This is a genomic window from Rhodococcus sp. YL-1 (assembly GCF_001942025.1).
Taxonomy (GTDB): Bacteria; Actinomycetota; Actinomycetes; order Mycobacteriales; family Mycobacteriaceae; genus Rhodococcus_F; species Rhodococcus_F qingshengii.
On record NZ_CP017299.1, the window covers coordinates 5254887 to 5269669 of the forward strand.

The 14783-nt window shown below is 62.7% G+C and carries 14 protein-coding genes; 3 read left to right on the plus strand and 11 right to left on the minus strand.

Features of this window, described 5'->3' with window-relative positions; all coding sequences use genetic code 11:
• Window positions 1–36 precede the first annotated feature (36 nt).
• The gene (locus BH682_RS24360; RefSeq protein WP_064074311.1) at window positions 37–1032 is read left to right on the plus strand and encodes an endonuclease/exonuclease/phosphatase family protein; all 996 of its coding nucleotides are present in this window, start codon (window positions 37–39) and stop codon (window positions 1030–1032) included.
• Window positions 1033–1099: 67 nt separating this feature from the next.
• Here BH682_RS24360 and BH682_RS24365 read toward each other — a convergent pair whose 3' ends face one another.
• The 6 genes from BH682_RS24365 to BH682_RS24390 all read right to left on the minus strand — a co-directional run bounded on the left by BH682_RS24365 (window position 1100) and on the right by BH682_RS24390 (window position 7586).
• Window positions 1100–2338, minus strand: a complete 1239-nt coding sequence (locus BH682_RS24365; protein ID WP_064074310.1) for an HNH endonuclease signature motif containing protein — start codon at window positions 2336–2338, stop codon at window positions 1100–1102.
• Window positions 2339–2452: 114 nt separating this feature from the next.
• Window positions 2453–4360, minus strand: a complete 1908-nt coding sequence (locus BH682_RS24370; RefSeq protein ID WP_075834389.1) for an alkyl/aryl-sulfatase — start codon at window positions 4358–4360, stop codon at window positions 2453–2455.
• A 63-nt stretch (window positions 4361–4423) separates the two neighbouring features.
• A complete protein-coding gene (locus BH682_RS24375) occupies window positions 4424–4750 on the minus strand; it encodes an SHOCT domain-containing protein (protein ID WP_003939954.1) in 327 nt (108 codons plus the stop codon).
• Window positions 4751–4774: 24 nt separating this feature from the next.
• Window positions 4775–5203, minus strand: a complete 429-nt coding sequence (locus tag BH682_RS24380; protein WP_075834391.1) for a DUF6325 family protein — start codon at window positions 5201–5203, stop codon at window positions 4775–4777.
• A gap of 70 nt (window positions 5204–5273) precedes the next feature.
• On the minus strand, window positions 5274–6545 hold the full coding sequence (locus BH682_RS24385) for an MFS transporter (RefSeq protein ID WP_019745275.1): 1272 nt from the start codon (window positions 6543–6545) through the stop codon (window positions 5274–5276).
• A 45-nt stretch (window positions 6546–6590) separates the two neighbouring features.
• Window positions 6591–7586, minus strand: coding sequence for an aldo/keto reductase (locus BH682_RS24390; RefSeq protein ID WP_042924858.1), 996 nt, complete (start codon window positions 7584–7586; stop codon window positions 6591–6593).
• 101 nt (window positions 7587–7687) lie between these two features.
• Here BH682_RS24390 and BH682_RS24395 point away from each other — a divergent pair, with 101 nt between their 5' ends.
• Window positions 7688–8245: a TIGR03086 family metal-binding protein gene (locus tag BH682_RS24395; RefSeq protein WP_007732609.1), complete on the plus strand. Its 558-nt coding sequence runs from the start codon at window positions 7688–7690 to the stop codon at window positions 8243–8245.
• On the opposite strand, the gene BH682_RS24400 is transcribed toward BH682_RS24395, so the two are convergent.
• The 3 genes from BH682_RS24400 to BH682_RS24410 form a co-directional block, all read right to left on the minus strand.
• The gene (locus BH682_RS24400) at window positions 8242–9516 is read right to left on the minus strand and encodes an alkaline phosphatase family protein (protein WP_007732611.1); all 1275 of its coding nucleotides are present in this window, start codon (window positions 9514–9516) and stop codon (window positions 8242–8244) included. The genes BH682_RS24395 and BH682_RS24400 overlap by 4 nt on opposite strands.
• Window positions 9513–11201 (minus strand): alkaline phosphatase D family protein, encoded by a 1689-nt coding sequence (locus BH682_RS24405; protein ID WP_075834393.1) that lies wholly within the window; start codon window positions 11199–11201, stop codon window positions 9513–9515. The genes BH682_RS24400 and BH682_RS24405 overlap by 4 nt, the downstream gene beginning before the upstream one ends.
• Before the next feature lie 103 nt (window positions 11202–11304).
• The gene (locus BH682_RS24410; protein ID WP_223304509.1) at window positions 11305–11511 is read right to left on the minus strand and encodes a hypothetical protein; all 207 of its coding nucleotides are present in this window, start codon (window positions 11509–11511) and stop codon (window positions 11305–11307) included.
• 103 nt (window positions 11512–11614) lie between these two features.
• On the opposite strand from BH682_RS24410, the gene ilvD reads away from it, so the two are divergent.
• A complete protein-coding gene (gene ilvD / locus BH682_RS24415) occupies window positions 11615–13309 on the plus strand; it encodes a dihydroxy-acid dehydratase (RefSeq protein WP_003940201.1) in 1695 nt (564 codons plus the stop codon).
• Window positions 13310–13322: 13 nt separating this feature from the next.
• Here ilvD and BH682_RS24420 read toward each other — a convergent pair whose 3' ends face one another.
• A complete protein-coding gene (locus BH682_RS24420) occupies window positions 13323–13979 on the minus strand; it encodes a S1 family peptidase (protein WP_007732621.1) in 657 nt (218 codons plus the stop codon).
• Window positions 13980–14053: 74 nt separating this feature from the next.
• Window positions 14054–14773 carry a DUF6319 family protein gene (locus BH682_RS24425; protein ID WP_003940205.1) on the minus strand — a complete coding sequence of 240 codons (720 nt, stop codon included), beginning with the start codon at window positions 14771–14773 and terminating at the stop codon, window positions 14054–14056.
• Between the last annotated feature and the right edge of the window lie 10 nt (window positions 14774–14783).

The window sequence follows — 14783 nt, forward strand, 5'->3', positions numbered from 1 at the left end:
TGCAGTTTCCCGGAGCTACGACGCTCTTCTGCTTCCATGGACGTCATGCAACCCGATGCCGTGACCCCTCGTCGACTGGTTCTTCGCCGCCTTTCGGCCGTGGCCGGTGTGGCCGGCATCGTGACTGGTTTGGTTGCCTTGATCGCAACTCAGTCGGACGTCGATCACAACATCGTGATCGTTCTGGCGTCGGTGGCGCCCTTGTTGATGATTGCTCCGCTGATCGGTGCCGTCGTCTCGGGTATCGGGCGTCAGTGGATCGTGTGCGCCGCCTCGATCCTCGTCCTTGGGTTGTTCGGATGGTCTGTGAGCCCGCTGTACATCGGCGGAACTGGGGAGTCGACGTCTGCGAACGGTCCATCGATTCGAATCATGCAGGCCAACTTGATGGTCGGTGCAGCGGATCCGGAGTCGCTTGTGGCGATGGTCCGCGAACGCGAGGTCGACGTGGTGACGGTCCAGGAGTTGACGTACCAGGAAGCCGACGCGCTCAAAGCCGCCGGGCTTGACGAGGTTCTGAGCCACCAATTCCTCGTCCCGTACACCGACGGTGGTGGCGGGGCAGGAATCTACAGTCGCTTTCCACTCTCCAATCCGCGTAGCCTCGACGGATTCTCACCCGAAACGCTGTCCGCAGAACTGAATGTCGGCTTGGCGCAGCCAGTCACATTGTTCGCCGTGCATCCGGCACCGGCGTACATCTCACCGCCTTCGGTGTGGGCGGACGAGCAGCGAAGGCTTGGGTCTTACATGGACAAAGTCGCCGGACGGGACAACGTGATAGTGAGCGGCGACTTCAACGCGTCGTACTCGAACAAACAGTTCCGGAATCTTCTCACGAACGGATACACCAGCGCCGCCGACCAATTGGGTTCCGGCCTGATCCCGACCTATCCGACCGACAAGCGGTATCCGGCGGTGGTCGGTATCGACCACATCATCACGAAAGGCGCCGTGGCGACATCCTTGGAACGGATCGAGATCGAGGGATCCGATCACCACGGCCTGATTGCCGACATCACGTTGTCTTGAGTAAATACTGGATTGAGCAAGCACCGGGGCATGGTTGTGCCCCGGCGTATTCGTCAGTTGTCGCGGTTCACGCCGCTGTCGGTGGGCTGTTCCCGCCGATCGGCTGCTGATACGGATCGATCGACATCGGCGGATAGAACACCGATTTCCGATCGGGCCCGATCTCCACCCGCCACTCCGTGTGATGCAGCGTCCGGTGATGATGACCGCACAACAAGACCAGATTATCGAGATCTGTTGGGCCACCATCGTTCCAGTGAACAATATGATGAGCATCGCACCACCCCGACGGAGTTCCGCACCCCGGAAACGCACACCCACCATCACGAACCGCCAACGCCCGCCGCTGGGGTACCGTCGCGGTCCTTGCTTCTTTGCCGCAGTCGAGCGGAACACCGTTCTCATCCAGGAGGATCCGCGTTACCGTGCAGTCGCACGCCAACATCCGCGCGGTATCGATACTGATCGGACCTACCCAATCCGTCCACGCGAAACCCAGTTCCTGAGTCGACGGCAGTAGATCCTTCAAGGCTTTGAGGTCCGTCATGTCTTTCGCAGACGCAGTCACCGTGATGTGCGGTTTGACCCCGCCCTCGATCGGACCCAACCCCGCCCGCTCGTACCGGCGCAACAATTCGCAGAACCCGTCCGCCCGCCGCAGTGCCGGAGTGCGGGTGTCTTTGACACCGTCCTTCTCCGGCGTCGGAGCCGACAGACTCGACAACAACGTGATCAACCGTGCCCCGTTCACCGCATCCAGATCACCCTTCACCGACACGCGCCCGTACAAGCCCTTCGACGCGTAGAACTCGTTACGCTCCGAATCCTCACCCACCGGAACCCCGTCTTCGCGCTTGCCGTACTGCTTCTCGATCCGCCGAATCGCCGCCCGCACCGCATCACAATCGGCAATGTTCTGCGACGCCAACCCCAACAGAATCCCGCGAGCCTTGTCCACATCCGCCGGCGTCATGTTCTTCGGTGGATGCTGACAAAACGACGCCACCTGCCGCGCCTTCAACGCATCCACGTCACCACGATGAAACGCATCGCCCACCACGGGTTCGAGCATCAACAACCGCGCCAACCCGACCAGCAGACTGCACTCACCGATCTCCAAATTCGTCGAACCATGCAACCACAGCGCGATCGCCCGAAAACCCTTCCCACCGAGAACCTCACGGGAAAACATCTCCACGATCAACAACACCAACCGCGACTGCAACTCGTGCCGGACACGCACCAGATCCAGAACCTCACTCTTGAGGTCCTCACCATCCAGCTGCCACGCTCCCCGACTATCCATGCCGAAAGTTTAATCGAACATACTTTCGAGAACCAGAGACAAAACGGACAACTTCAAAAAGGTGCGCGACTCGAGACCTGTTGAAGTACAGGCTCGTTCACGACTGATACAGCGCTAGGTCGGAGTGACTATCGCAAAGTTCGGATCCGGCTCGTCGAGGTATCCGGCAAGTTCTGCGAGCTTCGCCGGGTCGCCGGAAACCGAGATGGTTCCATTCGCAATCTCGGCACCCAAGTCCACACCACCGAGCAGCACACCGAGTAAGTCGCGCCGACTCAAACTGAACATCGCATCCACAGACCCAGCATCTGCAGACCCACCTTCCACGTCGAAATGGATCAGAACTCCGTTGCTGAGTTCCGTTCGGTGAACGATGTTTTCGTCAGTGATGTTCCAATCGACGACGATGTGCGAGCCCGCTGCGCGCACTCCATCCACGCGCAGCGATACTGCATCGAAGACTTGACTTACCGACAGCGCTGCGGTGATGTCGGGCGCCGCGGCAACCGTGGGCGTCCCCACTGAGCCGTTGCGCAGTTCGTATGCACCGGTGAGGTAGAAGTTCCGCCAGGTGCCGTTCTCGGCGCCGTACCCGAGTTGCTCGAAGGTATCGGCCTGCAGATTCTTGGCCTCGACGTTGTCCGGTTCAGCGAAGACCACGTAGTTCACCACCTGCGCAACCCAGCGAAAGTCGCCGCGCTCGTACGATTCCCGAGCTTTCCGTAACACTTCTGCTGATCCGCCCATGAACTCCACGTGACGCTTGGCCGATTCGACGGGTGGATGCTCCCACAGATGCGCAGGGTTACCGTCGAACCAACCCATGTATCGCTGGTAGATGGCTTTGACGTTGTGACTGACGGAACCGTAGTACCCGTGCGTGTGCCACGCTTGCGCCAATGCAGTTGGCAGCTCGATCGATTCGGCGATCTCGAGACCGGTCCACCCCTGATTGATTCGACGAAGTGTCTGATCGTGAAGGTACCCGTAGAGGTCGCGCTGCAATGACAGGAACTCGGTGAGCCGTTCGGTCCCCCACGTCGGCCAGTGGTGGGACGCAAACAGAACGTCGGATCGTGAGGCGTAACGATTGATCGATTCCGTCAGGTACGCAGACCAGACGTGAGGATCTCGTACCAGGGCACCGCGAAGCGTGAGCAGGTTGTGGAGAGTATGAGTTGCGTTCTCCGCCATACACAGTGCGCGCAAATACGGGAAGTAGAAGTTCATCTCGGACGGGGCCTCGGTTCCGGGCGTCATCTGGAATTCGATCCGAACGCCGTCGATCGTCTCCGTGTGACCTGTCTTCGAGATCGACACCGTCGGCGAAATGAGCGTCGGTGTGCCGGTTGAGGTGGTCTGCCCCAACCCGGCTCCGACGCTACCTCGGGGACCTCGGGGTAAGGCCGCCCCGTACATGTAGGCCGCGCGTCGAGCCATTGCCGTTCCCGCATAGACGTTTTCCTCGACCGCGTGCTCCACGAGCCCGGTGGGTGCGACGATCACGCATCGCCCGGCGGCGACGTCGTCGTCGGTGGTCACACCTTTGACCCCGCCGAAGTGGTCGATGTGCGAATGCGTGTAGATCACCGCGACTACTGGTCGATCACCACGGTGTTCCCGGTACAACGCGAGCCCGGCAGCAGCGGTTTCCCGGGAGATCAGTGGATCGATGACGATGATTCCGGTATCTCCCTCGATCAACGTCATGTTCGACAGATCAAGTCCGCGAATCTGATAGATCGAATCCGTCACCGCAAAGAGTCCCTGCTTGGCGACCAACTTCGACTGACGCCACAAGCTCGGATTGACCGTTGGCGGGCAGTCCTCGTCAAGGAAGGCGTAGGAATCGTTGTTCCACAGGACTTTCCCGTCCGAATCGGCAACCAGCCCCGGATCGAGCGCGGCGACGAAACCCCGCTTCGCCTCGGTGAAGTCGGCGTCGTCGGAGAACGGTAGAGTCTCGGCGACTCGGGCGTTCGCGGCTTCGATTGCGGCCGATGCCGCACGTGGGTCGATCATAAGTCAGCCTTTCACGCCGAATTGCGGCAATGCGCATTGCCGCAATTGAAGAGAACAGCAGGGCTAGCTCAGCAACTGCGCCTTTGCCGCCGCGAACTCGGCATCGGTCAACACGCCGGACTGATGAAGCTGTCCCAACTCCTGCAGCTTGGAGACCAGATCGTCCGCGCCTGAAGGGGGAACGGACTGCACGGGGGCGACCTGCTGCTGCGGCGGCGGCTGTTGCTGCTGGTACTCCTGCTGATATTCCTGCTGCTGCTCGCTGGCCTTTCGTTGACTCCGTCGATCCATGGCGTTGGACGTCGCCTTTGCGGTTCCAGCCACTACCGCCGTGCGCGCCACCGTGCCGAGCAACCCCGGCCGCCCTCTGCGTCCACCTCGAAAAACCATGCCGAACTCCTTGGGTAATTGTCGCTACTGAAATGCTGCTTCGACCGCTGCGACGACTACCTCGCGCGGTATCTGAACGTGAAGGACTACGTCGCCGCCGCCACCGCGAACCGTCGACGCGAGCTCACGCGCCCACGTCTGCTCGTAGACGATGACTGCGGCTGACGTTCCTGGTTCGAGTGACTCACGGACCACGTCCAGGTCCTCGTCACTGATCAATGCCTTGGCTTCGATGGACAGAATCGCCAGTCCGATGTCGGTGAGATCTTCGTCGACGTCGATCTGCGACACCTGTCCGTCCGCGTCCTTGGCGATGTACACGAGGTCGAGCAGAGTGACAAAACCTCGTTCCACCACGTTCTGCAGCGCGGCGACAGCTTCAGGATCCACAGTTGAACCTGGGAATGCCAGCACCACGAGCTCGACCGGTCCGATGTTCATTGCGTCTTTCATCCATCAAGCCTGGTGGCTCGGACGCTTGGGAACCTCACCCGCAGGGGATGAATTACCCGATGCGATCGAGTTATTTGTTGCGACGAATGACTTCGCGAATCGGCCGTACGTGTACGCCTTCTGCTGCGAGGGCGCGCCGGGCTTTGCCTCGGGTGACGAGCACGCCGACGATGCCGAGAACCCAGACCGGATATTGCACCATCCAGGCGACGCGGAATCCGTCGAACGTGTACCCGCCCATGTGCCCGAGGATGACGCCCATCACTTGAATCACGATGAGGGAAGCGAGGAATCCCCCGATGTTGACCATGCCCTGGGCGGTGCCCATCGCCGAACTCGGATTGGATGTGCGCGCGTAGTCGAAGCCGATCACCGAACCCGGCCCACCCACCGAGATGACGACCACCAGGATCGTCAACAACCAAAGCGGAGACGGTTCGCTTCGTGAAAGCACGATCGTCCACATGAGCGCGCTGGCCACCATGATGGTGAGAACCAACCACGATCGACGCATGGGATAGCGACCGGTGAGAATACCGAGGATCGGGCCGGCCACGATTGCCGAGATGACTGACAGCGTCAGCAGCGAGCCGACCGTCGTGGAGTCGAGGCCTTGAGCCGATTTCAGGTACGGCACACCCCACAGCAGCGCGAACGTCGTGATCGAGAACTGAGTCCCCATGTGGCTGAAGAACCCGAGTCGGGTGCCGGGCCGCATCCACACCGTCTTGATCTGTCGCCCGATCTCCTTGGCGCCGGCCGGCACGGCGACCACGTCGGCACCGGGAGGCGCGTCGCGGATGACACTCAACGCCAGCGCAAACGCCAACAGTCCGACAGCGGCAGCGCTGCCGTAGGCAAAAGTCCAGCCCGGTCCGGACAACAGCAACATGAACGGAAGCGCAGACATCACCTGGCCCAGCTGACCGAGGATGCCCGTGAACTGCGAGACCAACGGCACCTGCCGGGGCGGGAACCACTGCGGTACCAACCGCAACACCGAGATGAAGGTGAGTGCATCCCCGGCACCGACGGCAATACGTGCACCGATCGCGACGGGCAGCGATTCGGTGAAGGCGAGAGCCAACTGCGCGGACATCATGATGAACGCACCGACTGCGATCATGATCCGCGAACCGTAGCGGTCGAGGAGGACTCCCGCCGGAATCTGCATGCCGGCGTACACGACGATCTGCAGCACGACGAAGCTCGACAGAACGCTGGGCGAGATCGAGAACCGATCAGCAGCAGACAGACCCGAGACGCCGAACGAAGTGCGGTGAAGCACGGCGATCACGTAGGCAAAAACACCGACACCCCAGACCAACCACACTTTTTTCATCGGGTCTGTATGTTACTCCTGTCTTTCGCAAGGCTCAGGACATGATTATTCGCGGCCCTGAGACACCCAATTCAGATCGGCCGAACGGAAGCCTTCGGTGATCGCGGCGAGGGAGTCGAGGCGAGCGATCTGGTCTTCGCTCAAAACGATGTCCAACGCTCCGGCGTTTTCGGTGACTCGTGCAGCGAACCGAGTGCCGGGAATCGAAACGGAAGGCAACCCGTACTGGCGGCCCTTGGCATCGAGCCATGCCAGGGAAACCTGTGCAGGCGTCGCGCCGAGCTCCTCACCGACGGCGCGGACCACGTCGAGAACCTTCTGATTGGCGGGAAGTGCGGAGTCCGAGAAGCGGGGGAAGCGTCGGCGTAGGTCGTTGTCACTGAGCGTCGCCGCATCGAACGATCCCGCCAAGAAGCCTCGGCCCACAGGTGAAAAGGGCACGAACCCGACTCCGAGTTCCGCCGCGGTGGGTACTACCTTGTTCTCGACGTCACGGCTCCAGATGCTCCATTCCGACTGGATCGCCGCGATCGGATGTACCCCGTACGCACGACGCAGTTCATCGCCGGTCGCCTCGGACAGTCCGATGTTGCGGACCTTGCCCGCCTTCACCTGCTCCGCGATCGCGCCGACGGTGTCTTCGATCGGCACGTTCGGGTCGACCCGGTGCAAGTAGTAGAGGTCGACATGATCGACGCCGAGTCGTCCCAGAGACTCGTCGAGTGCCCGCGGCACGTAAGCCGGGTCTCCGTTGATCCCGCGCTGACCGTTGGCGATGTTGCCGACCAGACCGAACTTGGTCGCCAACTGCACTTCGTCCCGGCGGTCTTTGAGAAGCTCTCCCACCGCACGCTCACTCGAGCCCTCGCCGTACACGTTGGCGGTGTCGATGAACGTGATCCCGATGTCCACCGCATGGTGCAGCGTGGCGAGCGCCTCGGCCGGATCCACCGGGCCGTAGACCGGGGCGACGGACATCGCGCCGTATCCCTGGGCGCTGACAGTGAGACCTTCGGCCAGAGTGACGGTGGGGACGGTCATGAAAACTCCTCGATTCGACTGAGCGACAACCCCGACAGTCTTCACCGAATCGAAGCCTCACGCACCGATTAACGTCACGCTGATCGGGTTACCCTCGAGTGATGGCATTCGATTGGCTCGAACTCGTACTCACCGCCCACCGCGAATTCGGTTCACGACTCGCTGCGGTCGAGGACTGGAACGCACCCACGCCCGACTCCGACTGGCACGTTGAACACCTCGTCCGCCACGTCATCGAGGAGCAGCAGTGGGTACCGCCGCTCCTGGCCGGACTGACGGTCGGCGAGGCGACACCGGACATCGTTCCCGTCGGGGACGACCTGTGGACCGAATGGCAGAAGTACTCCGATGCCGCAATCAAAGCGTGGAAATCGACGGACCTCAGTGCCCACGTTCACCTCTCGTACGGCACGGTGAAGGTGGAACCCTATCTGCGCCAGCAGACCTCGGACGTCACGATCCACACCTGGGACCTCGCGCGAGCGGTCGGAGCAGACGAGCGACTCGATCCAGACCTCGTCGAGGCCGTCTGGTCCGACCTCGACGGGCAGCGCGACATGCTCGCCGAGAGCGGACTCTTCTCCGATCCCGTCGACCTCCCGGACGATGCGTCGTTGCAGGACAAGCTGATTGCCCTGACCGGTCGCGATCCTCGTTAGACGTTCAGCGACACACCCGTCGTGCGGGCGACGCCGTCCCAGCCGCCGGCAGGTGCACCGAGGCCGAGCAGAGCCGCAACCGTCGGCGCGACGTCGATCGTGCGAGCCTGCGTGTCGATCTTCCGTCCACCGTCCAGAGCGGGATGCCCGCCGCTGAGGAAGAACGGAATGGGCAGTGTCACGAAATGGCCGTGGTTGCCGGGAATCGGGTTGGACAGTGGAGTCGGATCACTGAACCGCCAGCCCTGAGCGCAAAACGCAACGACGTCACCGGCATTGGTGCCGAGATCGAATTCGGCGGGGAGGTGGCTGGATTCGACGCCGTCCACACCATCCACGATCTGCTGAATCCGGCTGACGGCTTCCGCCCGTTCGCCATCGGGTCCGATGAAGTAGATCAGGTCTGCGCCACCGTTCTGGGCGATTCGAATCTTGCCTGCCAGCAACGGGTCCGCGTTCAGCGGTCGATCCAAGCCGATGAGCCGCGCGGGCTCCGACCAGTCCATGGAGTGGTCGGCCAACACGATCAGAATGCTCCGATTCCAGCGACCCGTGTCATGAAGGAAGTCGACGAAGCGGCGAACCTGGTTGTCGGTGTTCTGAAGTGCAGCCGTGCGAGCGATCCGGATGGACGGACCGGACAGATCCAGGTGCCCGACCCGATCGACGTCACCGAGGTTGGTGAACGAGAGCCGCGGCGAGTTCCCGCCGACGATACGGATCAAGGCGTCGATCGTGAAGTTGTCCGGCGCATGCTCGGTACCGGGAACGAGCGGCTGCGGATCCCACACCAATGAGGCGCGGTCACCGAACAACCCGTGCAGGTAGCGCTTCGACAGCACACTCGCAGTGGTCAATCCGAGTTCGGTGCGCACCCGATCCAGAACCGTCGATGCCTGCAGGTCGGAAGGCCGATCGAGGTCACGCTTCTTGTCGATGGCCGGATCGTAGACGGAGTTGGCGGGTACACCCGAACGCGCCGGCAGCACTCCCGTCATCATCGCCGTGTGGTTCGGCAGCGTCTCTGCGATCGTGATGGCACTGGCGTCCGGGTAGTGGATACCGCCGGCCGCAAGCCCGGTCAGCGTCGGGGTGAGCTCCGATCGCAGCTCGTCCGGCCGCATGCCGTCGACGACTATGACATGCACGTCCAGGTCTGGGATTCCGGCGCTGGTGGGAACACTCGCGCGAGCGGGCGTTCCGAGCAATGCCGTTCCGGCGACAACACTTCCGCCGATCAGAACGCTACGACGCGAAACTTCGATGCTCACTGGTCGACTCCTGGTCGGTACGAGGCCTGATCGAGGGCGGCCGAGGTGGGTGAGACTCTACTGCCCGCGCCTGCCGGAAGACGGTAGCTCACGGCGTAGTGCGCATTGCTCTGCGGATTGGTGAGATCGTCGACGTAGTACCAGTCCATCTGAGTACCTTCGCGGGCGATTTCGAATACGCCGTAGCCGTGCGAATCCAGTTCGACGTACCGCACGTGTCGGTTCACGGCCTTGAATGCTTCTTCTGCCGCAACGGTTACCGTGCGCGGTGGCACTTTCAGCATGTCGTCGATATTGGGCGACGTCACCGACGGGACGACGAACTCGGCGCCGACGGTCGGCCCACCCGGATAGTTGGCGGCGTTGGTCGGTAGGTCGCAGGCCCACGACGTGTGGATGTCACCGGTGATGAAGACGGTGTTGTCCACACCGTTCGAGGTGATCGCGTCGAAAAGCCTGGTGCGGTCGGCGGTGTACCCGTCCCACTGATCCGTGTTGTACGGGACACCGGCCTGCGGCACACCCACCAGTTCGGTCAACGCCGCGGTGGTCGCCGGTTCCAGCGGCGGGAACACGCAGGGCGTGATCATGACCGGATTGCCGACGACCTTCCACTGCGTCGGGGAGGTGACGATTCCGTTGGTCAACCAATCCATCTGTGCGCGTCCGGTAATGGTGCGCGACGGATCGTCGACCTGCTTCATGGTCGGTTGCTCGTCGCGGTAGGTACGCAGATCGAGCATCGAGATCTCGGCCAGATTCCCGAAGCGGAACCGACGATACAGCTGAACGCTCGAACCATTACCCGACGGGCGGACGGGCATCCACTCGAAATATGCCTTGGCCGAGTTGGCCTTTCGATCTGCCCAGTCACCTTCGACACCGGGAGTGTGGTTTTCGGCGCCGTCCCGGTACGCGTTGTCGGCCGATTCGTGATCGTCCCACGTGGTGATGAACGGGAGCTTCAGGTGCAGAGCTGCCAGATCCGGGTCTGTCTTGTACTGCGCGTGCCGAATTCGGTAGTCGGCCAGCGAAATGATCTCGTGGGCCGGCTCGTGAAGGCGAACGGATCCGTTTCTCGCGCCGTACTCCCCCTGCCCGTACTCGTAGATGTAGTCACCGAGGTGGATGATCGCGTCGAGGTCTTCGCGGAATGCGAGGTGACGATAGGCACCGAAATACCCCGCCTCCCAATTGGAGCAGGACACCACGCCGAAGCGGAGACGATCGAGATCTGCCGAGTTCGACGGAGCCGTACGGGTGCGGCCCACCGGAGAAACAGCCGAACCCGCAGTGAATCGGTACCAGTACGCCGTCGACGAATCGAGTCCGGTGACGTCGACCTTCGCGGTGTGATCGGAATCCGCCGAAGCAGCAACACTTCCGGACGCAACGACGCTCGCGAACCCCTCATCGGTCGCGACCTGCCAGTTGAGAGTCACCGCCGGCCCGACGCCGGAACCGGGCGTCGCGTCTGCCGTCGGGGTGATGCGGGTCCAGATGATCACCGCATCCGGCAACGGGTCACCGGATGCCACGCCGTGCGCGAAGCCCGGGCTGCCACCCGGAACCTCGGCACCGGCGTGGCTCGCCGAAGCGACACCAAGACCTACTGCGCCGGCGAGGGCCGCCGATCCCTGCAGCAGGCCACGTCTGGATATTCGATCGAAGGCATTCGTGTGCACGCTAGGAGTGAACCCGCACCTGAACGGGCGTTCAAGAGAGCTTCGGGATGTTCACCCAGGCTTCGCCTGCGCTTCTCTGGAAGTTTGATCGAGTCGATCCCGATTACAACCGGTAATCGAGGGCCGAGCCTCGAACCACACCGACCTTGACTCCGATGTAACCGCCGAGTGCACCCCCGGCCGCGATCAGGATCCAGAACGCCGGCGGAAGCAGAGCCTCGGACCCGTCGACCTCGGAGAACGCGGAATAACCTGCGATCAACGCGCCGAACAGGATGGGCAGTATCAGCAGAGCGGCAAAGAAAGTCACCCACACCCGATGCGACGAGTCTATTCACGACGGACGGCGTTTGTCGGCAAGTCGAGTCGCTCGTCTGCCGGAAACACACCCCGCTGACGCCTATGCTTGGAAAATGACCGAACCCGACATCAAGCCCAGAAGTCGTGACGTCACCGACGGACTCGAAAAGACCGCAGCGCGCGGCATGTTGCGTGCAGTAGGAATGGGCGACGACGACTGGGTCAAGTCGCAGATCGGCGTCGCCTCGTCCTGGAACGAAATCACGCCATGCAACCTGTCCCTCGATCGCCTGGCCAAGGCCGTCAAGGAGGGCGTACGGGAAGCCGGCGGGTTCCCTCTCGAATTCGGCACTATCTCCGTCTCCGACGGCATTTCGATGGGGCACGAGGGCATGCACTTCTCCCTCGTTTCCCGTGAAGTGATCGCGGACAGCGTCGAGACCGTCATGCAGGCCGAGCGTCTCGACGGATCGGTCCTTCTCGCCGGCTGCGACAAGTCGTTGCCCGGCATGATGATGGCGGCGGCCCGCCTCGACCTCGCCAGCGTGTTCCTCTACGCCGGCTCCACCCTCCCCGGCGTCGCCAAACTTTCCGACGGCAGTGAGCGGGAAGTCACCGTCATCGACGCGTTCGAGGCGGTTGGCGCCTGCTCGCGTGGGCTGATGAGCCGCGCCGACGTCGACACCATCGAACGGGCGATCTGCCCGGGCGAAGGCGCGTGCGGCGGCATGTACACGGCAAACACGATGGCCAGCGCCGCCGAGGCCATGGGAATGTCGCTGCCCGGCAGCGCTTCACCGCCCGCACCGGATCGTCGCCGCGACGGCTTCGCCCGCGAGAGCGGCAAAGCCGTTGTCGAACTCCTGCGTCGAGGTATCACCGCGAGGGACATCCTCACCAAGGAAGCGTTCGAGAACGCCATTGCAGTAGTCATGGCATTCGGCGGATCCACCAATGCGGTGCTCCATCTCCTCGCGATCGCGCACGAAGCGTACGTCCCCCTGACGCTCGACGACTTCGCTCGCGTCGGCGCGAAGGTCCCGCACCTCGCCGACGTCAAGCCTTTCGGAAAGCACGTCATGACGGACGTCGACCGTATCGGCGGCGTCCCCGTGATCATGAAGGCATTGCTCGACGCGGGACTCATGCACGGAGATTGCCTGACCGTCACCGGTAAGACCGTGGCGGAGAATCTCGCGCACATCACCCCGCCCGATCCGGACGGCAAGGTCCTGCGGGCGATGAACAAGCCCATTCACCCCACCGGAGGCATCACGATCTTGAAGGGGTCACTCGCGCCCGGCGGCGCGGTGGTCAAGTCGGCAGGATTCGAGTCTGATGTATTCGTCGGCACTGCACGGGTTTTCGAACGCGAGCGCGCCGCGATGGATGCTCTCGAGGACGGCACCATCACCGGCGGTGACGTTGTCGTCATCCGCTACGAAGGCCCGAAGGGTGGTCCCGGCATGCGCGAGATGCTGGCCATCACGGGCGCGATCAAGGGCGCGGGTCTCGGCAAGGACGTCCTGCTGCTGACGGACGGACGATTCTCGGGCGGCACCACCGGCCTGTGTGTCGGACACGTTGCGCCCGAGGCGGTTGACGGCGGTCCCATCGCGTTCGTTCGCGACGGCGATCAGATCCGACTCGACGTGGGTACCGGACAACTCGAATTGTTGGTCGACGACTCCGAATTGGAAGCCCGCAAGAAGGGCTGGGAGCCGTTGCCGCCTCGCTACACACGTGGTGTGTTGGCCAAGTACTCCAAGCTCGTGGGATCAGCCTCGGGTGGAGCAGTGTGCGGCTGATCCCAGCCCGCTGCTAGATGGGCCGGTACCCGGCGCCGACGCCTCCGTGGGCATTGATCGTGTCCACGATGGAGGTCATGTTGGTGCCGAGTTCCGGCCCCAGGCATGGCACCCAGAGGTAGGCGTTGACCATCGCGACCAGCGTCGTCCCGACCGTGACCGGGGCTCCCGAATCACCGTGGTCGACGCAGATCTGAGTCCAGGTGGATGCGTCGGCGCTCAGGTCTCCCCAGACGACGCCGCAGGTCGTGCCCGTCGTACGGCCTTCCTTGCAGGCTGTAGCCGGGAAGCTGGCCGGAGCGCCGATCGAGGTGATGGTTGCCGCGCCCACCGTTCGAACTGGTGTGACCTTGCCCGGATCGAACTGGATGACCCCGTAGTCCAGGTCCGGGTTCGACTCGACGAACGTGCCGACCACGCCTGCGTCCTCGTTGCTTTCCGGGATCACGAACGATCCAGGACCACCGCAGTGACCTGCGGTGATACCCACGAGTCTGCCGCCGTTGTCGTGACCGATAGTGGTCAACGTACAGACCAGTTGATTGTCGATGATGATGCCCGAACCACCACCCATGGGCGTGGGTGCAGCAACAGCGTTGCTGCTGACGATGAACCCGAGTCCGAGTGCCAAGACCAACGCTGCCAGAGCCGAAACAATTCGCTGCAACATCACAATCTCTCCGCCGGTAATCTCCCCGCTGCAAAAAACGCATACCCCGGAAAGTGCGGACCTACGCAGCGTTTCTAGTCGGTAGCTCCGAGCGCTTCGAGCATCTTGCGTGCCTCCTCGAGCTGACGACTCAACTCGTCGACTCGCGCTGCAGCCATGTCCCGTGCAGCGACGATGATGGACTCGACAGCCTCGATTGCGGTGGGCTCACCCAACTCGCGGACAGCTCGCTCGACCGCATCGGGTGCGACCGGAACTGCTTTGCCCGGACGCTTGGCGCCCTGTGTGACCGTCACGCTCCAGTCGTTGTCCGCGCCCGCATGGATCGTGACGCTGATGCCGGCCGGCAGTTTCTTCGCACGCTTGACGGCCGGACGAGGTGTCGCGGCAGGGGCAGCAGTGGTAGTCGGGACCGGAGCGGGTGCAGGCTGCGCACGCGGCTTCGGTCGAACAGGCTCTACGAGTGGCTCCATCAGGGGCTCGGACTCCACAACTGGTTTGGGCCGTGGCGCCGGTTTGGCCGGTGCCGCGGAGACGCGGTTTATGCGCAATTCCTCTGCCTCGAAAGGCAATTCGTCGTTGACGCCTTTGGGGCGGATCATCACGGTGTTGCCGTCCACCGACACGACTTTCGCCGAGGTACCGGCTTCGATCCCCAAGCTGGGAGTCGCCTCGCGCAGATAGACGGTGGCGCGCTTGCCTTCGGCGACAGCCGTGGCGAGCGCTGCCAGATTGTCCGCAGTGAGGTGATCCGGCGTTGATGCGGCAGCGCCGGAACGTCTACGGGGTGGCATGCGCAGGTCC